Source organism: Winslowiella arboricola (assembly GCF_025527015.1).
In the GTDB taxonomy this organism is placed as follows: domain Bacteria; phylum Pseudomonadota; class Gammaproteobacteria; order Enterobacterales; family Enterobacteriaceae; genus Erwinia; species Erwinia arboricola.
Map to the genome: position 1 here is coordinate 1,085,373 of NZ_JAODIM010000043.1, position 18,833 is coordinate 1,104,205.

Annotated in this window: 17 protein-coding genes and 1 riboswitch; of the genes, 10 read left to right on the top strand and 7 right to left on the bottom strand. The window is 56.1% G+C overall.

Annotation, left to right across the window (positions count from 1 at the left end):
- The first annotated feature begins 480 nt into the window (after positions 1–480).
- On the top strand, positions 481–1,221 hold the full coding sequence (locus N5923_RS22490; RefSeq protein ID WP_267144570.1) for an SDR family oxidoreductase: 741 nt from the start codon (positions 481–483) through the stop codon (positions 1,219–1,221).
- On the opposite strand, the gene N5923_RS22495 is transcribed toward N5923_RS22490, so the two are convergent.
- Positions 1,218–2,411 carry an L-talarate/galactarate dehydratase gene (locus tag N5923_RS22495; protein WP_267144569.1) on the bottom strand — a complete coding sequence of 398 codons (1,194 nt, stop codon included), beginning with the start codon at positions 2,409–2,411 and terminating at the stop codon, positions 1,218–1,220. The genes N5923_RS22490 and N5923_RS22495 overlap by 4 nt on opposite strands.
- Before the next feature lie 218 nt (positions 2,412–2,629).
- Between N5923_RS22495 and N5923_RS22500 the strand changes: the two genes are divergently transcribed.
- Positions 2,630–3,652: a LacI family DNA-binding transcriptional regulator gene (locus N5923_RS22500; protein ID WP_267144568.1), complete on the top strand. Its 1,023-nt coding sequence runs from the start codon at positions 2,630–2,632 to the stop codon at positions 3,650–3,652.
- Positions 3,653–3,674: 22 nt separating this feature from the next.
- On the top strand, positions 3,675–4,160 hold the full coding sequence (locus N5923_RS22505) for a GNAT family N-acetyltransferase (protein ID WP_267144567.1): 486 nt from the start codon (positions 3,675–3,677) through the stop codon (positions 4,158–4,160).
- A 168-nt stretch (positions 4,161–4,328) separates the two neighbouring features.
- Here the strand turns inward: N5923_RS22505 and N5923_RS22510 are convergent, their stop codons facing one another.
- Positions 4,329–5,249: a LysR family transcriptional regulator gene (locus tag N5923_RS22510; RefSeq protein ID WP_267144566.1), complete on the bottom strand. Its 921-nt coding sequence runs from the start codon at positions 5,247–5,249 to the stop codon at positions 4,329–4,331.
- A gap of 81 nt (positions 5,250–5,330) precedes the next feature.
- Here N5923_RS22510 and N5923_RS22515 point away from each other — a divergent pair, with 81 nt between their 5' ends.
- From N5923_RS22515 to N5923_RS22545, 7 genes are all read left to right on the top strand, one after another.
- A complete protein-coding gene (locus N5923_RS22515; RefSeq protein ID WP_267144672.1) occupies positions 5,331–6,284 on the top strand; it encodes an MBL fold metallo-hydrolase in 954 nt (317 codons plus the stop codon).
- Between the two features lie 245 nt (positions 6,285–6,529).
- Positions 6,530–6,982 (top strand): DUF2946 domain-containing protein, encoded by a 453-nt coding sequence (locus N5923_RS22520; protein WP_267144565.1) that lies wholly within the window; start codon positions 6,530–6,532, stop codon positions 6,980–6,982.
- A 128-nt stretch (positions 6,983–7,110) separates the two neighbouring features.
- Positions 7,111–7,485, top strand: coding sequence for a copper homeostasis periplasmic binding protein CopC (gene copC, locus N5923_RS22525; RefSeq protein ID WP_267144564.1), 375 nt, complete (start codon positions 7,111–7,113; stop codon positions 7,483–7,485).
- 237 nt (positions 7,486–7,722) lie between these two features.
- Positions 7,723–7,843, top strand: a riboswitch (TPP riboswitch).
- Positions 7,844–7,982: 139 nt separating this feature from the next.
- Positions 7,983–8,912, top strand: a complete 930-nt coding sequence (locus N5923_RS22530; protein ID WP_267144563.1) for an FAD-dependent oxidoreductase — start codon at positions 7,983–7,985, stop codon at positions 8,910–8,912.
- Entirely contained in the window at positions 8,912–9,109 is a 198-nt protein-coding gene (thiS, locus tag N5923_RS22535; protein WP_267144562.1) for a sulfur carrier protein ThiS, read from the top strand. Before N5923_RS22530 ends, thiS begins: the two co-directional genes overlap by 1 nt.
- 1 nt (position 9,110) lies before the next feature.
- Positions 9,111–9,875: a thiazole synthase gene (locus tag N5923_RS22540; protein WP_267144561.1), complete on the top strand. Its 765-nt coding sequence runs from the start codon at positions 9,111–9,113 to the stop codon at positions 9,873–9,875.
- Positions 9,872–10,834, top strand: a complete 963-nt coding sequence (locus N5923_RS22545; RefSeq protein WP_267144560.1) for a HesA/MoeB/ThiF family protein — start codon at positions 9,872–9,874, stop codon at positions 10,832–10,834. The genes N5923_RS22540 and N5923_RS22545 overlap by 4 nt, the downstream gene beginning before the upstream one ends.
- Here N5923_RS22545 and N5923_RS22550 read toward each other — a convergent pair whose 3' ends face one another.
- Genes N5923_RS22550 through N5923_RS22570 form a run of 5 tightly spaced genes read right to left on the bottom strand, consistent with a single transcriptional unit; the run spans position 10,835 to position 18,817 of the window.
- On the bottom strand, positions 10,835–13,027 hold the full coding sequence (locus tag N5923_RS22550) for a TonB-dependent siderophore receptor (RefSeq protein ID WP_267144559.1): 2,193 nt from the start codon (positions 13,025–13,027) through the stop codon (positions 10,835–10,837). It lies immediately after the preceding gene.
- A gap of 30 nt (positions 13,028–13,057) precedes the next feature.
- Complete coding sequence (locus N5923_RS22555; RefSeq protein WP_267144558.1) at positions 13,058–14,383, bottom strand: lysine N(6)-hydroxylase/L-ornithine N(5)-oxygenase family protein; 1,326 nt, start codon at positions 14,381–14,383, stop codon at positions 13,058–13,060.
- On the bottom strand, positions 14,380–16,128 hold the full coding sequence (gene iucC, locus N5923_RS22560) for an aerobactin synthase IucC (RefSeq protein WP_267144671.1): 1,749 nt from the start codon (positions 16,126–16,128) through the stop codon (positions 14,380–14,382). The genes N5923_RS22555 and iucC overlap by 4 nt, the downstream gene beginning before the upstream one ends.
- Positions 16,128–17,075 carry a GNAT family N-acetyltransferase gene (locus tag N5923_RS22565; protein WP_267144557.1) on the bottom strand — a complete coding sequence of 316 codons (948 nt, stop codon included), beginning with the start codon at positions 17,073–17,075 and terminating at the stop codon, positions 16,128–16,130. Before N5923_RS22565 ends, iucC begins: the two co-directional genes overlap by 1 nt.
- On the bottom strand, positions 17,075–18,817 hold the full coding sequence (locus N5923_RS22570) for an IucA/IucC family protein (RefSeq protein ID WP_267144556.1): 1,743 nt from the start codon (positions 18,815–18,817) through the stop codon (positions 17,075–17,077). The genes N5923_RS22565 and N5923_RS22570 overlap by 1 nt, the downstream gene beginning before the upstream one ends.
- Positions 18,818–18,833: the final 16 nt, after the last annotated feature.

The following is an 18,833-nucleotide window of genomic DNA, read 5'->3' on the forward strand; positions in this document are numbered from 1 at the left end:
TCCAAATAGATAACAGCATCAGCTCTGCGTCTGATGCGGGTGAAAATGCAGGTGGTGGTGGAATTCAGACGTAAAAAAACCGCCTTGCGGCGGTTACGACATTACTACATATTGCTTTGATTTATTCTTTTAACGGGTCTTACGATTGTCGCCATGCTTTACTAGCCGGTCTTGCAAATCGCTGTCCGTTTACTGTTATGCAACACCACAGATGCAGTGTGCCTTTAACAATGGCGCGAATCCTATCATGCAGTTTTAGCAGTTTCAAACCTTTTTCCCGCACTCTTTTGCGGGGATAAGCCTGTGGCTAACTGAGCGGCTGAAAACAGCGCTGTGGCGTTAAATAACTGCCGGAGAAATTGATACCGCGCTGATTGTTATCATAAATGGAACAAAGTTACGCAACAGGCACTGATTATCTTTCCCACAATATCAATCATGCTGTTTCTACACCAACTGAAAATCTGAGAGGCAAATATCATGACAACAGCAAATAACCGGGTGGCTATCGTAACTGGTGCATCACGTGGTATTGGCGCAGAAATCGCCCGCCGTCTGGCGAGCGACGGTTTCAATGTGGTGGTCAACTATGCCAGCAGTGCGGCTGAGGCCGAAGCGGTAGTGGAACAGCTGAAAAACATCGGCGTTGATGCGCTGGCGGTCAAGGGCGATATCGCGCAGGCCGAACAGGTCAGCGCGCTGTTTGACACGGCGCAGCAGGCATTTGGACGGATTGATGTGCTGGTCAACAACGCCGGGATCATGAAGACGCTGCCGCTGGTTGAGCACTCCGATGAACTCTTTACCCGGACCTTTGCGATTAACGTGCAGGGAACCTTTAATACTCTGCGCGAAGCCGGTAAGCGCCTGAGCGCAGGCGGCCGCATTATTAATCTGTCCAGCACCGCGCTGGCGTTGAATATGCCGGGTTATGCCATCTATAACGGCACCAAAGCCGCCGTGGAAGCCTTTACCCATGTGTTCGCCAAAGAGCTGCGTGGCCGCGAGATCACCGTTAATGCAGTGGCTCCTGGCCCGGTCGCCACCGACCTGTTTCTGAACGGCAAAAGCGAAGAGCAGATCCAGACCATGGCCAATATGGCGCCACTGCAACGTCTCGGTGAGCCTGACGATATCGCTGCAGTAGTCGCCTTTCTCGCCAGCCAGCAAAGCGGCTGGATTAATGGACAGGTGATCCGCGCCAATGGCGGTCTGGCTTAAGGACGTTGACCCACTTCAGTGGTCAGCGTGGTCCATTTGCGCGCCTGCTCACTGAGGGTAAAACCGAGACCATGGCGGTCTGAAATCCACATGCGGCCATCGCGAAGTTCCAGTTGCTCGTTAAACAGCGGGTTCAGCCATTCGAAATGCTCCAGCCAGGGTTCAATTGGATAGGCGGCGGCGAGATGGATATGCACTTCCATGGCAAAGTGCGGCGCCAGCTTACGGCCGTGGCGCGCCGCCAGATCCATAATTTTCAGGAACGGCGTAATGCCGCCGACGCGTGGCGCATCGGGCTGCACAAAGTCACTGGCGTTGCCGAGGATCAACTGTTCATGTTCGCGGAAGCTGGTCAGCATCTCTCCGGTGGCGATCGGGGTATCTAATGCCGCCGTCAGGGCGGCATGGCCTTCGACGTCATACGCATCCAGCGGCTCTTCAATCCACACCAGATTGAACTGCTCCATTTTGCGTCCCATACGAATGGCGGTTTCACGATCCCACTGCTGATTGGCATCGACCATCAGCGGGAAATCATCACCCAGCGCCTGGCGCACTGCCGTCAGCCGACGCAGATCTTCTGCGGTATTCGGCTGACCGACTTTAAGTTTAATGCCGCCGATACCACTTTCGCGCGAAATCACCACATTTTTCAGCACCTGATCCAGCGGCGTATGCAGAAAACCGCCGGAGGTGTTGTAGCACTGCACCGAGTCGCGGTGAGCGCCAAACAGTTTGGCCAGCGGCAGGCCAGCGCGGCGCGCTTTCATATCCCACAGCGCAATATCAAAAGGCGAAATTGCCTGTACCGCCATGCCGCTACGCCCTACCGACGCACCAGCCCACAGCAGCTTAGTGTAAATTTTATCAATATCATTGGGATCCTCGCCCAGCAGATTATCCGCCAGCTCACGCGCATGGGCATAAATGCCCTGCCCGCCAGCGCGTTTTGAGTAGCTGAATCCCACGCCTTCAAAACCATCGCGGGTACGAATTTCAGCAAAGATAATGGCGACTTCGGTTAACGGCTTCTGACGCCCGGTCAGCACTTTGGCATCGCTGACCGGCTGCGCCAGCGGCAGAAAAGCCAGTGACACCTGCACCCACGCGATACGATCGCCACTATCAGCAGCGGTACGGGCGCCGGTGGTTTTGGCATAAGTTACGGCATCTGAGTTAGCGCTAAGCATTGCGGTTCCCTTATGATTAATGTTTGCGCTAACATTATTGCGTCAATGCCATTACTGCGACTAATGTCGTCGCTGAAAAATGCATCACTGATCACATTTAAAGCGATTAAAAAGGCATAAAGCGGTAAGCAATCACAGTTTCGGCTTGTTCAGACCTTTGCCCATAATGTTTGCGATAACATTAGCCATCCGCCCTAAATGAACTCTAAATCAACGGTATGAAAACGGGTAAACATCCGCGTCAAATCAGCGCTCGCGCGCCAACTCTCGATGACGTTGCACGTACTGCGGGCCTCTCTTCGATGACCGTTAGTCGGGCGCTTAATACGCCACAGCTGGTTCGTCCCGCCACGGTCGCCAAAGTCATGGCGGCGGTGACCGCCACTGGTTATATCCCCAATGCGCTGGCGGGCGGGCTGGCCAGCAGCAGAAGCCGGCTGATTGCGCTGGTGGTGCCGCAAATTAATAACCCGATGTTTGTCGATACCATCCAGGCACTGAATGACGCATTAGCGCAGCGCGGTTATACCCTGCTGCTGTGTGTCACCGGTTACAGCGAAACCGCCGAAGCCGATACTGTCGCGACTATCCTTTCGCGCCGCCCGGATGGCATCGTGTTAACCGGAATTCACCATACGCAAACGCTGAAGCGCGTGATTATGCAGGCGGCGGTTCCGGTGGTGGAGATCTGGGATATGACCCCGACGCCGCTTGATATGCTGGTAGGTTTTTCTCATGAGAAGGCCGGTAACTGTCTCGGTCACTTTCTGGCGCAAAAAGGCTACTCCCGCCCGGCGCTGATCTGGACCGACGATCGCCGTGGCCGGCAGCGCAAACAAGGGGTGATTGCGTCATTTCATCAGCACGGAATTACCATCAGCGCGGAGAGCAGCGTGCCCCTGCCCGCCTCGCTGCAGCTGGGCCGTGAGGCGCTGGCAGCACTACTCGATAGCGGAACCAGCTGCGATGTGATTGTCTGTAGTTCCGACACCCTCGCACAGGGGGCGATTATGGAAGCTCAGGCGCGTCAGCTTAGCGTTCCGCAACAACTGGCGGTCAGCGGTTTCGGCGATCTGGCATTTGCCGCGTGGAATCAACCGGCCATCACCACTGTGCATATTGATCGTGCCGCAATCGGGCACAGGGCGGCAACACTACTGGCGGACAGCATTGCCGGTCTGACGATAGCAGAACCCATTATTGATATCGGCTTTACGATGGTTGAACGTGATTCAGCCTGATAAAACAGGGAGTATGACTGGCATGAATGTATCTGTTACCCTTTGCGAAAAAGATGACTGGGAAAAAATGGTCGGAATTTTCACCGCCATGGAAGAGCATTACTACGGCAACGGAATTATCACCAGAGAGAAGATGGCGGCATATCTCTCTTCACGGGTTTTCGCGGCTGAATCTGCCGTTACCGTTATCCGCGCAGAGCACGGCCCGGCGGTGATTGGCTTTGCCTGTGTAAGCATTCTCTATCCCTCGCCGAGATACTCGGGGCAAATGTTTATTAAAGAGCTGTTTATTGCTGAAACCCACCGCGGAAAAGGCGCCGGGCGCAAACTGATGCAGTTTATCGCCAATATGGCGACAGAACGCGACTGCCTGACGCTCGACTGGATGTCAGAGAAAAACAATCAGGGTTCAAAGCAGTTCTATACCTCACTGGGAGGTGAGATCCTTGACGGGATGTTCCATTTTCGTCTTTACGGTGACGCATTACGTAATCTGGCCAGGCAGTAAGACAACGATGAAGCGTCTGATTTCACCTTTCGCGCTAAAGTGCAGGAAGCACTCGACGATCAGCGTCCGAAACTCGCAAAAAGTGAAGTAAAACGACACTTCTCGCAGCGCAAAGCTTTACTTCGTAAACAGTGAGAGGGTGCTATCGGTAATAATGAATTGCCGATTTTATCCCCCCATCACCACACGCAACTGCGCCAGCAGCCATTGCAGCGCCGGATCGTTATCACGGCGCTTATGCCATAGCAGCGAAAGGTTAAAAGCGGGAAGCGTGACCGGCACCTCACTGCTGCTCAGGCCGTAATGGCTAATCCAGCCATCCGCCACACCTTGCGGCACCGTTGCCAGCGCGGGCATCTGCATCAACATTAATGGCAACGAAGAGAAGTGAGGGGTGACATAGCGAACCCGGCGTTCGCGCCCCTGCACTGCCAGCTGCGCATCCAGCATACTCTGGCTGGCACCGCGGTAGGAAACCAGCAGATGATCATGGGCAACAAATTGATCAATACTTATCGGCGTGCTGAGCGCTAACTGGCCGGGATGCCAGAGCGTGCAAAAACGCATCTGCCTGACACTTTCTCTGATCAGTCCGGCAGCACTGCTCTCTCCCACTGAAATCGCCACATCGACATCATCCGCCTGCACCCGTTCGCTATCCTGAAAAGGATCGGTGGCGTTAATCTGCAGATTTACTCCCGGCGCGATACTGGCAACGCGCGCCAGCAAATCGGGCATCAGCCAGTTCTCCACCCAGTCACTCATACCCAGACGAAATAAGTGGCGATCCTGCGCCGGAGAAAATGATGGTGCCTGGAAAAGCACCTGTTGCATCTGCTCCATCATCGGCGACAGCGAGGCGATCAGCGCTTCCGCGCGCGGCGTTGGCAACATCCCTCTGGCGGTACGCACAAACAGCGGGTCATTAAACATTTGCCGCAAACGTGCCAGCGCGCCGCTGACCGCAGGCTGTCCAAGGTGCAGTTTTTCTGCTGCCCGCGATACGCTGCCTTCGCGGTGCAGCACCAGCAGCACCGTCAGCAGATTAAGATCAACACGAATAAAATCATTTTCTCTGATGCTGTTCATTATTTTAATCAATTTGAATGATGATAATAACAGCAGGATACTGGCGACTTACCTGCGATAACAACCTTTAATGAGGATATGATGAAATTACTGATGGCTTTAGTCGCCACGCTGACATTGTCCAGTGCGGCAATGGCCGCTGAGGCGCAGACGCCGCTTGATCAACAGGCCCCCGGATATTACCGCATGATGCTGGGTAAACTGCGCATCACCGCCGTCTCCGACGGCACGGTGACCGTGCCGCTGGATAAACTGCTGACGCATATTTCCGCAGAAAAACTACGCCAGCGTATGGCCGACGATGCGATGACGCCGCAGGCGGAAACCTCAATCAATGCCTTTGTGATTGATAACGGAAAGCAGCGTATTCTGGTCGATGCCGGCGCGGGCGATCTGTTTGGTCATAACGGCGGCCATTTGCTTGAGAACCTGGCGGCCGCGGGCTACCCGGCGGAAAGCATTAATGCCGTGCTGCTGACGCATATCCATGCCGACCACTCCGGTGGCGTTTCACGCGGTGGAAAACCGGCATTTCCGAATGCACAGGTGTATGTGGATCAAAAGGATCGGGACTTCTGGTTAAACCAGGCCAATATCAGCAAAGTTGAGGCCAGCCAGGCCCATACTTTCGCCGAGTCGGAACAGACCCTGAGGCCGGTAATCAATGCCGGACGCCTGACCACCTTTAACGCGCCCGCCACCGTGCTGGACGGCATCCAGGCCATTCCGGCGGCTGGTCATACGCCAGGCAGCGTGATGTATCGGGTAGAGAGTGAAGGCCAGGTGCTGGTGCTGTGGGGCGATATCATTCATGCGAAAGCGGTACAGTTGCCCGATCCCCATGTGGCGATCCATTTTGATGTAAATCAGAATCAGGCCGTGCAGACCCGCGAAAAGGTGCTGGCGCAGGCGGCACAACAAGGTTACCGGGTGGCGGCGGCTCATATTGCGTTCCCCGGGCTGGGACAGGTGAAAAAAGACGCCAGTGGCTACCGCTGGGTTGCAACCAATTACACTACGCAGCTGGCTAATTAATTTCTTACCGAAAATCTTAATGACAGGGGAATAAGCGGTTATTCCCCTGTATTTTATGCTTCGATGATTTATGTAAATGTAATGTTAATAAGCCGTGGAATATCATGATGACGCGTTATTTATTGCGCCTTAATGTGCTAAATAACGTGAAAAAGCGCCCACAAATATAAATAAGCTTTTAACATCACTATTAAAAGCCGTTAGACTGGCTGCCATCTGTTTATTGTTATCCTGGACTACCGAACTTGGTCACCCTGTTTCGTCTGTCGCAACGTCGGATACCAGCACTGATTGCGATTCTGACAATTCTGATGCTGTTTATCGCCCCGGAGATTTCTAAGGCTCTGGAATATCGGCATATGCCTGAAATGGCAACCGGCGGGATGGCAATGGATAATATGTTGACGAATCATACCCCGATGCAGACCGCACCGCTGTCCGCACATCACAGCAGTGCCGCTGAACCTGCTCCGATTGTCAGCAGCGATAGTGGCCTGATCGATTATTTTGCCTGTGGCTACTGTCAGTTACTGGTTCATTTCCCTCTATTGCTGTGGGTATTTGTTGCCCTGATCTGGCTGATATTGCTGGTTTCCCCTTCATCGCCCTGGCATAAAATAAGCTTTTATCCGGTCACATTGTTTCCCGGCATTGCGCAACCGCGCGCCCCGCCTGCCTTTTCCCCTTCGTTTAAATAATCTTATTTCCCGGTTTAATTTTCGGGCATAAGAAATAGCGTTTTTAAATATGTGCCCTGCACAGGATTAACCGTACGCGAAATAAACCATCGCGAAACGTTCGTTATTATAAACAAGGAAAAACCACCATGTTAAATCGAATCAAACAACTTATCGCTGCCACGTCAATGGTGAGCGCCATGCTGATATCCCCAGCAGTGCTGGCGCATGCGCATCTGACCACCGCCACGCCTGCCGACAAGGCGCAACTTAGCGCATCGCCAGCAGAATTAACGCTGAAATTTACCGAAGGTATCGAACCGGCTTTTAGCGGCGTAAAAGTGCTTAACGCCAGTGGCAAAGCGGTTGCCAGTGGTAAAGCCGCTGTCGACAGCAGTGACGGCACGCTGTTGCATATTCCGCTTAACGATCAGCTGCCGTCAGGAGCGTACAAAGTAAACTGGCATGTGCTCTCCACCGACGGGCATAAAACCAAAGGCAGCTACAGCTTTAGCATTAAATAAATTCGCTGGCGGACGAATTCCTGCGATTTGCCACTAAAAGTCGATGTTATCCTTGTGTTCCCCCTGATTTTACGGGAGCCGAAAACGGCTCCCCGACAAAAAATCAGTGTTTCCGCCCGTGCCGATGATATGTGCCAGGCGTTAGCCCCCTGCCCGGCGTCACTGTGAAGTAAGCGGAAGTCTGCACAATAAAATGTCGCAAGAGCTTGACGATAAGGCGTCAAATACCCTAAAACTGACCACTGTCAGGGGAGTCTCGCCAGAGAGACTGAGAGGCTAATAGCGATTTATCGCGGTGTAGCGACCCTTCGAACCTGACCCAGTTGATACTGGCGTAGGAAGACGGAGCGTTTGCCATCCCTTGCCAGCGTTTCTTATCGCGCAGGCGTTACGCCACCGATTTTCTCCCTCACACTATCACGGGTCGCAAATTTTGTTTGCGAGGCCGATATGCATGATCTACTCCACCCACTGCGTCTTCCAGCTAAGGCCCGGCCATGAGCCACTGGTCAGTAATAGGTAGCGGTGTCAGCGGACTCTGTGTCGCGACGCTGTTAGCTGAACGCGGGGAATCACTCGAAGTCATCACATCTGACCAATATTGCCCGGCATCACACTGGGCGGGTGGCATGCTGGCACCATATTGCGAAGGCGAAAGCGCGCCAGAAGAGGTGGTGAATCAGGGCCAGCAATCTGCGGACTGGTGGCAGGCGCGCGTCAGCGGTGTCGGGCGGCAAGGGACACTGGTGGTGGCGCCGCCGCGCGACAGCATGGAGCTTACCCGCTTCGCCAGCATGACCCGCACTCACCAGTGGGTGACGCCCGGTGATATTGAACCGCGTCTGGCCGGACGCTTTGCCCGTGGACTCTGGTTTGCTGGCGAAGCCCACCTCGATCCACGCCATGCCCTGCAACAACTGCGACAAAAGCTGTTGCAGGCGGGCGTCAGTTTCCACAGCGGCAAACCTTCCGGCAGAGTGATTGACTGCCGCGGTATGCAGGCTGCCGGGGCGCTGCCGGAACTGCGCGCCGTGCGTGGTGAGATGCTGATTTTACACAGCAACGATATTCAGTTATCGCGCCCCATCAGGCTGCTGCACCCGCGCTTCCCCTGTTATCTGGTTCCGCGCGCTGAAGGGCGATTTATGCTGGGTGCAACCATGGTGGAGAGCGATGACAGCAGTCCGGTCAGCGCTCGCGCCATGATGGAACTGCTTAGTGCGGCTTATGCCATCGATCCCGCATTCGCCGAAGCGCGGGTGATTGAAACCGGCAGCGGTTTACGTCCTGCTTATCGCCATAACCTGCCGGAAATCCGCTATCAGAATGGCGTGTTTTATCTTAACGGCATGTACCGGCACGGCTTTTTGCTGGCGCCGGTAATGGCGGAAAAACTGATGCAACAACTGGCGCAGGAGACACTGTAATGAAAATTGAACTGAATGGTCAGGCAATGATGACCGGGGCCACCACACTGGCCGAACTATTACGCGACCAGCAGATTGATATCAGCTGCGTAGCCTGTGCATTAAACGGCGATTTTATTCCGCGCGGACTTTACGACAGCAGCCAGATTGCCGAAGGCTGTCAGGTCGAAGTCTTGTCACCCATGCAGGGAGGTTGAGATGCCATTTTATGATCTGTCGCCTGCCTCGCCTTTTTTATTAGGCACCGCCGGTTACCCGTCGCCAGAGATATTACAGCAGGCGATTATCGCCTCCGGCACCGAAATCATCACCGTCAGTCTGCGACGAGAAGGCGCAGCTGGCGGGGCTTTCCGTGAACTGCTGCAACAGCTGAATACCCGCGTGCTGCCCAATACTGCAGGTTGCCATACGGTAAAAGAGGCCGTGACCACCGCCCATATGGCGCGCGAACTGTTTAATACCCGCTGGATCAAACTTGAGGTGATTGCTCATGCCGATACCCTGCAGCCCGATCCGTTTGCGCTGGTTGAAGCGGCGCGTATTCTGTCGGATGACGGTTTCCAGGTATTCCCCTATACCACTGAAGATCTGGTAATTGGCGAAAAATTACTCGAAGCGGGCTGTCAGCTGCTGATGCCGTGGGGAGCGCCAATTGGCTCCGGCCAGGGACTGCGCAATATTGACGGTTTGCGCACCATGCGCGCCTGGTTTAAGGATATTCCGCTGATTATCGATGCCGGTATTGGCGCCCCCAGTCAGGCGGCGCTGGCGATGGAGCTGGGCTTTGACGGTATTTTACTCAATACTGCGGTGGCTAAAGCAGGCGATCCGGTGCAAATGGCGTCAGCGTTTCAGCAGGCCATTCGCGCCGGTCAGCAGGCATGGCAGGCAGGTCTGATGGAAAAACGCGATATGGCGGTGGCCTCCACGCCGATTTTCGGTCTCGCGGAGTTCGGCCAATGACGCGCTATCAGCGACAAACCATGCTGCCGGAAATTGGCGCGCAGGGGCAGCAACGTCTGGCGCAGGCGCGGGTGCTGGTGGTGGGCGCCGGTGGTCTGGGCTGCAGCTTACTGCCGCTGCTGGCGGGTGCGGGTGTCGGCTATCTGCGTATCTATGATGCTGACCAGGTGGCAGTGCATAACCTGCATCGCCAGACGCTGTATAGCATGGACGATATCCAGTTACCGAAGGTGCTTTGTGCCAGCCGTGCATTACAGCAACTTAATCCTGAATGCCAGGTTGATGCGGTGCAACAGCGACTCTCGCTGCATAACCTGGCGGAAGCGCTGACCGATATCGATTTAGTGATCGACGCGGCGGATAACTTTGCGGTGACCTATCAATTATCCGATGCCTGCCAGCCACGCGCTATCCCGCTGATCAGCGCATCGGTACTTGGACTACGCGGCTATGTCGGCGGATTTTGCGCCAGCGCTCCCAGCTATCGTGCCATTTTCCCCAGCCTGCCGGCAACGGCGGCAAACTGTAATACCGCCGGGGTGATGGGACCTGCGGTCGCCACATTGGGCGCCATTCAGGCGCAGATGGCGCTAAGTATCCTGCTGGATTTGTCCCCTTCGCCGCTGGGATGCATGGTGAACTGTGACTTTGCCCGCTGGCATTTCAGTCAGTTCCGTTTTGATGGCGCGCCGGAACCGGTCGGCCCGCAGACTCCGTTTATTGATGCCCAGCGGTTAACCGCCGAAGACTGTGTTGTTGAGCTGCGCGGCACTGAAGAAGCACCGCAAAGCGTGGCCGGGCATGCCATCAGGCTGCTGCCTCAGCAGATAGCTGACTGGCAGCCGCCTGCCGATCAACGCATTGTGCTGGTGTGCGCCAGCGGAATACGCGCCGCACGCGCCGCCGCCGAGCTGGAACAGCGCGGTTATCTCCGGCTGGCGATTCTGGCGGCCGGGTAATTAAAACAGCAGCGAATAGTTCAGCCCAAAGGTACGGCCACGGCCCTGATAGCGATACAGTGACGGGCTGCCATAAGCTGGACTGTAGAGTCCCGGTGCGCGCTGTCCCCATAACGTGGTGTACGCTTTATCCAGCAGGTTTTCGACACTAAAGCTCAGCTTGCCCACCGGCAGCCTGTAGCTGCCGAGAAAATCGAGAATGTTATAACCCTCAAGCCGCTTGCCCTCCTCATCAGAGAGATCAAATGTCTGCTGCGACTGCAAGCGCAGACTCCATTCATCAGGCACCCAGCCGATATAAGCGGTTATTTTCGCCGGGCTGGCGCTGTCTGTGGTCATTTTTTGCCATTTCCCCTGCTGACGGGTTTCCGACTTAATCCAGTTAAAACTGACTCCGGTACGCCAGTCGCTGTCCGGCACAAAGTAATCCACCGCCCCTTCCAGACCGTAAATACGCCGCTTATCATCATCCAGATTAATGGTCATATCGGTTTTGTTGATCGAGATGGTTTTATCCGACAGCGAGTAATACGCCGCCAGTTGAGTGCGCAGATCATCGCCGGTATAGCGCCAGCCCAGCTCCCAGCTGTCCACTTTGATGCCGTCCAGCGTGGAGTCGTTGACGTTGATGCTGTTCAGCAGATGGTAGTGACCGTCGCGCAGCTGATAGTTGCCGGAGCCGTAATATTTCGCCAGATCCGGCATCTCAAAGCCCTGCGAGAAATTCAGCCACGCCTGCTGGCGTGTACTCAGATGAGCCAGCAGGCCAGCATTAAACAGAAAGTTCTGGTAACCGGTTTTGCCGCCCGGCACCGCGTCGGCAGAGCTGGCCAGCCCGTTGGCTATCCCCTGCTGCTGCGCATAACCGACAAAATCATCCACCCGGTTTTCACTGTACTGATAGCGTACGCCGCCGCTCAGGGTGAAGCGCGGATTAAGGTCATAACTGGCCTGCAGGAACGGCGCCAGACTGGTGATCGAATAGGCCGGATAACGCCCGACATTGAAGCTATTCTTCAGCGTCATCCCGCCGGACTGGCTGGCGGTAACCAGATCAAAAAACTGCTGGTTGGCATCGAAGCTTTCATGCTCCGCATCCAGCCCGCTGGTCAGACTCAGATCCTCCAGCGGCTGGCTGTTAAGGGTCAGCTTGCCGCCCCAGAAGTGGGTGTTTTGCTGCGAAGCGCCAATGCTGGTCACGCTGCCGCCAGTAAGGGTCGGAAAAGGGTAAAAGGTCAGTTGTTCATCGCGATAAAAAAGCTGCGCCACCAGCTGCTGACCCGCGAAATCGGTGTTGGAGTATTGCAGGTTAATCAGGTGGCGTTCGGTGCCGGGAACACGATCCGAGTTCAGATTGCCGGCATTACGCGCTGGTCCGTCGCCGGTAACCGCCGAGAAATTTTCGCCCAGATACAGACCGTGATCGCCATCAGACTGGCTGCGGTAATACTGGGTGGTCAGTTGCAGTTGCTGATGTTCGTTAATCTCCAGCGTGCCGCTGCCCATCATATCCAGACGGTCCGAGTACTGCAGACCCGTCTGGGTATTGTCGATCATCACCTCGCTGCCATGGCCGTCATACCAGCCGCCATAACGCTGATAAGAGACGGCAAAGCGTCCAGCAGCGCGGTCGCTGCCGCCGCTGAGCGCTGCCGCCACATTCTCATCATGATCGTGATAATGGTTAAAACCGCTTTTGCCCCCCAGCGAAACGTCGGCCTGTTTCTCCTGCTGACCTTTTTTGCTGACGATATTAATCAGACCGCCAGTACTGCCGCCGCCATACAGTGCGGTGGCGCCGGAGATCACCTCTACCCGCGCAATATTAAACGGATCGATAGCGTCCAGCTGACGACTGTCAGAACGGGATGAGTTCAGACGGACGCCATCAATCATCACCATCATCGGACGGCCACGCATATTCATGCCGTAGTTCGTGCGCCCCTGACTACTGACATCCATACCAGGGATCAGTTGCGCCAGCACATCTTTGAACTCTTTGCCGCCCTGTACCTGCTGCTCAAGTTCATCCTCTTCAATAATCCAGCTGGTGCTGGCCATCTGCGCCACCGTACGGTGGGTACGGCTGGCAGACACTACCATCTGATCGCCATTTTCCCCTGCGGCATAAGCGCAGCTGCTGATCATCGCCAGCAGAAAGGGATAGAGCGCCAAAAGATACTCGGATTTCATTTTTTTAATTTTTCCCTGGTGTTGTATCCATTACAGTCCTGTAATCATTGAGGCTTTTCTCACCGGTTGCGCCACTGCTGCCATCGGGCTACGCCACTGAATTACCCCCGGGGAGAGGCTGAGTTCAAACTGATGATGCGGGCAGGCGCGATTAAGAATGCGTGCGGAACGCCATGGCATCAGACTCAGCTGTGGCTCCGCAATGCCCAAACTGTGCACTCCGGCGTTAACGGCAAACAGGCAGTTATCCTCAGGCCCCTGCCAGTCGAGAGTAAAGTCGGTATCAACGCGGTAAGCGCCGTTTTCATCGGTCTGCAAACACTCCGCCAGCGGATTGAGAAATGCCGGTTGCACCGCCTGATAACCGGTGGCGAAAATCACCACATCACACTCCAGCTGCTGTTTGCCATAATCCAGATGGTGGCGCATGGTCAGACGATAACCCTGCCCGAGGGTAGTGATGCGAGTAACAGAACGGCTCGGTTGCAGACTGACCCACGGCGTTTCGCCCAGCACGTCAAAACGGTGATACAGGGCGCGGTAAATGGTCAGCAGTGATTCGCTGGTAATGCCGTCCGAGGTCATTTTCTGCTCATCCAGCATCTGACGTTTGGCATCGTCATTGAGCGTGGCGAAGCTGCTGACATATTCGGGCGTGAAATACTCGTTGGCGAACGCCGCTTCATCCAGCGCATGGTAGTTATTGCGCCGCGAAATCCAGTTCAGCTGCCGTGGTTGCCCCCACTCTGCGCGCAAAATATTGAGAAACAGGTCAGCGCCGCTCTGGCCGCCACCCACCACTACCACCCGCTTGCCGCGCAGATCGGGATTGCGGAACACCATTTCGCTGGCGTGAAAACAGCTGTCGCTGCGCTCCTTTACACAGGTGGGCAGACGCGCCTGTTTGCCTATTCCGAGGCAGACATGACGCGCCTGATAGCGGCGACTCTGGGTGATAATGGTGAACAGGCGCTGATGATGGTCAAACGTGATGTGTTTGACCTGCTGACTGAACATCAGACAGTCGAGACGCTCGGCGGCCCAGTGCAGATAATCAGCAAACTCTTCACGACTGACGGTACGCTGCCCGGTGGTCAGAAAACGGTAAAATTTCTTACGATCCACCAGATAGCTGATAAAGCTGTAGGGACTGGTGGGTGCGATGGCGCTGACCAGATCTTTCAGAAAACTGGTCTGCATCTGGCAGTCCGGCACCATCATCCCCGGGTGCCACGAGAACTTCGGCTTCTGTTCAAGAAACAGGCAGGAGAAGTCAGGAATTTGCTGACTTAATGCCGCGATGCTGAGATTAAACGGGCCAATACCGATACCGATAAAATCGTAAGGCTGGGTCATTGCATTACCTCCTGGATAGCCAGATACAGCGGGTTGCAGAGATCCTGCCGGTACGCTGGCAGCATGCGGCTGCCGCCATCCTGCTCTGAATACGTGAGCTTGACAGGGTTGAGTACCACGCGAATGATTTCAGGTTTAAACAGATCGAACTGCGCAAAACGCGCCGCCAGCTGCGGGTGTGCAGCCATATACTGCTGTAATACCGCGCCCAGCAGCTGCCAGAAGCGAATTTCACTGACGCCCAGCCGACAGGTAAGAGGTGAAATAAATCGCAGCACGGTGACAAAATGACCGGTCTGTAAATCATGAATCAGGTAGTCAGCGCTGAGTCTGGCGGTGACCGCTTTTACCGACGGCGGCAGCGTCGCTGCTTCCGGAAAATCCTCATCTATCAGGCGCATATCGCCCTGGAAATCTTTCAGCAGCACGCGTTGTGGCAGTGAATCTTTGATTACCAGCGTAATATTCTGACCATGCGCAATCAGCGATACGCCATAGCGACACATCAGGTGGTAGAGTGGGATCACCACACAGCGAAACAGCTGACTGAGCCAGGCTTCTGCCGTCACGCCGGAATCAGCGATCCAGGCGCCGATCAGCGGATTGCCCTGATTATCACTCTCCATTAGCGCGGCCATCAGCAGCGCCTGCTCACCGGGTTGCAGATACTGCGAAGGGTGTTCGCGCCAGATCACACCCAGCATCTCCTGGTAGCGGTAAGGCGCATGCGCTAACTGGCTGTAGAGCGGATGCGCCAGATAACCGGCGGCAGGTTCACCAAGAATCTGCGCGCCACTCGCAAGCAGGGTTTTGTCGCTGGCGAATTGCTGCTGTAACCAGCGCGAAGCGGCCGGCCCGGCGGCAATATATTTGCCGGGGATGCCGCGATAGCAGGAGGTGTTGTAAATAGTCAGCGGCAGTTTGATATCGTAGCCCCGCTGGCGACTGGCATTGGTGAGCGTGCGCAGCGACTGCTGCGCCAGCCAGCTGTCGCCAAAGCTGCCAACCTCCACCAGGATGCCCTCCGCCAGTAGCGGCAGAAAGTGCATTGCGATTTTCTGTTGCCACTGCCACGGATGCACCGGCAGCGGCAACCAGCGATTATCGAGACCCAGCGCCTGCCACTGACGGTCAAAACGCTGGCGCTCTTCGTCCGCCATCGCGGCATTAAGCAGGCGATCAATCCGGCACGGCTCATCCGCCTGCCAGACAAAATGGTCACGCTGTACCGCCAGCCACATCAGCTGAAACTGGCCCTGATACTCCGGAGCATAGCGATGCAGTGCCTCCAGCCCCCAGCCGCGACGCCCTTTGTTAAAAATAAACTTAGGATGGCCCGCCATCAGGCATTGCAGAGTGTCCGCCGATAAGCGAATCAGGTCATGCGCACTCATCCCGGCGCGTGCCTGCAACAGTTGCAGGTCGGCGCGCAGGGTGGCATACAGATCCTCCAGATGTTCCGCCAGCTGCGCGTCATTCATCGCAAGCACCACACCCAGCTGGCGCAGCGCTTTGTCAGCCATAACGGGCCTGGCATCGCCGCGCTGCAGAGTTGCTGCGTCAATCAGCAGCCAGCCCCAGATGCCACGTGTCGCCTGAAAGCGGTAGATGCAGTCAGCCAGCTTCAGCTGCCAGCCGCCGCCATCTGGCACTGCCCGCAGTACCTGCTCATACTCCAGCTCAGCAATAATCCTCGCGACCATCAGGCGATTTACCCGTTGCCAGTGCGGGTGCTGAAAGCGCATCACAACCCCACCTCACGGAAAAACGCTTCACGGGTATTGCTAATCAAACGTGAACGTTTATGGCGGAAATCGAACTCTTTCAGGGTGTTAAATCCGGCCTGCGGCAGATGGCGAAATAAGCGCTGATTATCAAAACGCGGCTCCGCCACCAGCCGGGTGGTACGGGTATCATCAAGAAACAGAAAGTGGCTCAGACCACGCAGCCAGCTGCGAATAAAGTGTGCCCCGCGCCACCGCTCTTCTCCCACCAGCATATGTATGCCGCGATCAAATGGCTGCCAGCGATAGTGGCGGCCAATGCGATCTTCCGCTGCCCAGTACACTTCGAAGTAGCCAAATGGCTGCTGGTCAAAACAACCGATTAACGGATAGCAGGCTGGGTTATCCAGCTGACGTTGCAGGTAAGCTTCATGCTCCTGCTGCGTACCGCTCATCTCCCAGAAGGCCGCCACGCGCGGATTGTTCATCCAGCGGCTAAACGCGGATGCATCCTGCGCAATATCCGGCAAACGGAAGCTGAGGATGCGCTGAATACGTGGGTCGTAGCGGCGATACACTTCGCCTGCCGGGCGCTGCGGACGCTGCGGCCAGCACAGCTGACGGCCGGCGTCATACTGCATCCCCTGCACCGCCACCGGTCGCTCCCCCGCCAGCCAGAGCGGCAGTTGCCAGAATGTTTCCCGCGCCAGGTAATCGGCGTGCGCCAGCGCCAGCAACGCCTGCGCTTGCGGTTCGTCGCACCACTGCTCCCAGGGCAGCGTGACACCGGTTAACTGCGGCGCAGCAATCAGTAACTGATCAATCGCCTGCGCCAGCCAGCCGGCGGGCAGCGTACCAGGGCGTTGCAGTATGGCGCTGCTGTCCAGCCCCAGTGTCAGGGGCAAATTCTTTTCCAGCCGGCCACAGTGAAAACCACCCGCAGCATGAATAATGTGGGCAGCAGACATCAGTAACCTCCGATATATAGCGGATTGGCGAAATCAAAGTAGATCACCGCCGGATCGGCAATGGTGTTTTCGTTGTGATCGTCCAGACAACAGAAAAAGTTGCCCTTACACTGCCAGTAAAGGTTGTTAAGTACATAATCGAGGCAGGTGGTGTCAGGCACCGTATGGCGTAGCCGGGTCAGCGCGTCACGCACCTGCGCCATCAGTGATTCCTCAGTCGCCAGCCCGGCGGCGGCGAGGCTGGCGATCACCGCCAGGGTGGAATTGATCAGCAGATAGTAGGGGAAGTAACGCAGCAGCTGCTGCTCGCTAAAACGATTTTCCGCCTCGCCCTCCCCCAGCGTCTCCAGCCACGGCTGGGCAATGCGGCTGAAAGCACTGCCCTGACAATCGCGGTAAATCAGCCCGACAGGCAGATCCTGCTGCATCTCCAGCAGGATATTCTGCTGATGGGCCAACAGCACCATACCCAGCTCAGCTTCGGCGCTGAACAGCGGCACCAGCACATGGTGACAGTACGCCGCCAGCCAGCAACGGGCAGCCTGTCGCGCCGTAATCGCCAGGCGCGCGCTCAGGCGCCGGACCGCCGCTGCCAGCAGACTGTCGCCACCGTCTGGCGCGCTTTGCGTGAGTGCGACCAGCACATTTGTCTGGCTCTGGCTGCGGTCTTGCAGCAGATTAACGCGCAGTACCAGCAGGCTCTCCTGCTGCAGATTGCCCTGCTCATCCAGCAACCCGGCCCAGCCATCCTCCTGCATCACCCGCATCGTGGGGTAGCGCGTCTGCCACGCCAGCCACTGCGGCGTCTGCGCCAGGCGGGCCAGCCGTATGCCGCGCCGGACCTCTTTCAGCGACAGAGTGCGCAGCGAATTGGTCAGGCGTACGCTAAGTGAAAATTTCAGCATATCGGTGCAGTTTTCCTGATACAGCGAGCGCGAAGAGCTGGTCGGAAGCCAGCTTGCGCCAGCCTCGCCGAGGTCGCGCACCGCACCGCTGGCCACCAGACGCTGGCACCAGGCTTGCTGCAATAACCTGTCGGCCTGCCACGGGTGCATCGGCAACAGCCAGACATTTTCCGTCACTTCGCTGAGCAGTTGCGGCGCACTTTCCGCCACCAGCCGTTGCAGGCGCTGTTGCAGCGTCAGACCCAGGCTGTCACCGCCGATATTTTGCCTGGCGACGGCAAACCAGCGCAGTGGAAAGCGCGCAGAAAAATCAGGCAGATAGCGGCGCGCCTGCTCAGTATCAAAAGGTTCATGAGATTTTGGCGCCGGATGAAACCCGTGCCCGCAGAGTAGCGCCTGCTCCGCTGCGGCGAAATTCAGCGCCTTATCACGCAGCTGTCGCCAGGCGGGACGGGCGGCGATAGCTTCGTGAGTATTGCGGTGGCTGTCAGTCACCCGCTGGCGAAAACGCGCCACGCTTTCTGCGGGCAATTCTCCGACAATCGCGGGTTGCTGTAATAACGCATCCACCAGCGTAACGAAATCGATGGCTTCACCCTGCGACTCTCCCGTTGGACATAAATATGCCGGAAACTGGTAGTGATGATGGCCGCAGAGAGAAAAATAGCGCAGCGCGATACGGAGATCGGTATTGTCAGTCAGCGGAATAAGCAGGCAGGGAAGTTGATCTGCATGTTGCGGTTCAACAACCTGCCAGGGGCTGGTTTCACGCAATAAAGCATTCAGAAAACACTGTGCGGCCACATCCGTTGCGGTTGATTGATGCTGTGAAATCATAAAATAATCTTATCCA

Excerpts from the sequence above, each read along its gene's own strand:
- N5923_RS22490 (WP_267144570.1), top strand. The coding sequence starts at position 481 with ATGACAACAGCAAATAACCGGGTGGCTATCGTAACTGGTGCATCACGT.
- N5923_RS22495 (WP_267144569.1), bottom strand. The coding sequence starts at position 2,411 with ATGCTTAGCGCTAACTCAGATGCCGTAACTTATGCCAAAACCACCGGC.
- N5923_RS22500 (WP_267144568.1), top strand. The coding sequence starts at position 2,630 with ATGAAAACGGGTAAACATCCGCGTCAAATCAGCGCTCGCGCGCCAACT.
- N5923_RS22505 (WP_267144567.1), top strand. The coding sequence starts at position 3,675 with ATGAATGTATCTGTTACCCTTTGCGAAAAAGATGACTGGGAAAAAATG.
- N5923_RS22510 (WP_267144566.1), bottom strand. The coding sequence starts at position 5,249 with ATGAACAGCATCAGAGAAAATGATTTTATTCGTGTTGATCTTAATCTG.
- N5923_RS22515 (WP_267144672.1), top strand. The coding sequence starts at position 5,331 with ATGAAATTACTGATGGCTTTAGTCGCCACGCTGACATTGTCCAGTGCG.
- copC (WP_267144564.1), top strand. The coding sequence starts at position 7,111 with ATGTTAAATCGAATCAAACAACTTATCGCTGCCACGTCAATGGTGAGC.
- N5923_RS22530 (WP_267144563.1), top strand. The coding sequence starts at position 7,983 with ATGAGCCACTGGTCAGTAATAGGTAGCGGTGTCAGCGGACTCTGTGTC.
- thiS (WP_267144562.1), top strand. The coding sequence starts at position 8,912 with ATGAAAATTGAACTGAATGGTCAGGCAATGATGACCGGGGCCACCACA.
- N5923_RS22540 (WP_267144561.1), top strand. The coding sequence starts at position 9,111 with ATGCCATTTTATGATCTGTCGCCTGCCTCGCCTTTTTTATTAGGCACC.
- N5923_RS22545 (WP_267144560.1), top strand. The coding sequence starts at position 9,872 with ATGACGCGCTATCAGCGACAAACCATGCTGCCGGAAATTGGCGCGCAG.
- N5923_RS22550 (WP_267144559.1), bottom strand. The coding sequence starts at position 13,027 with ATGAAATCCGAGTATCTTTTGGCGCTCTATCCCTTTCTGCTGGCGATG.
- N5923_RS22555 (WP_267144558.1), bottom strand. The coding sequence starts at position 14,383 with ATGACCCAGCCTTACGATTTTATCGGTATCGGTATTGGCCCGTTTAAT.
- iucC (WP_267144671.1), bottom strand. The coding sequence starts at position 16,128 with ATGCGCTTTCAGCACCCGCACTGGCAACGGGTAAATCGCCTGATGGTC.
- N5923_RS22565 (WP_267144557.1), bottom strand. The coding sequence starts at position 17,075 with ATGTCTGCTGCCCACATTATTCATGCTGCGGGTGGTTTTCACTGTGGC.
- N5923_RS22570 (WP_267144556.1), bottom strand. The coding sequence starts at position 18,817 with ATGATTTCACAGCATCAATCAACCGCAACGGATGTGGCCGCACAGTGT.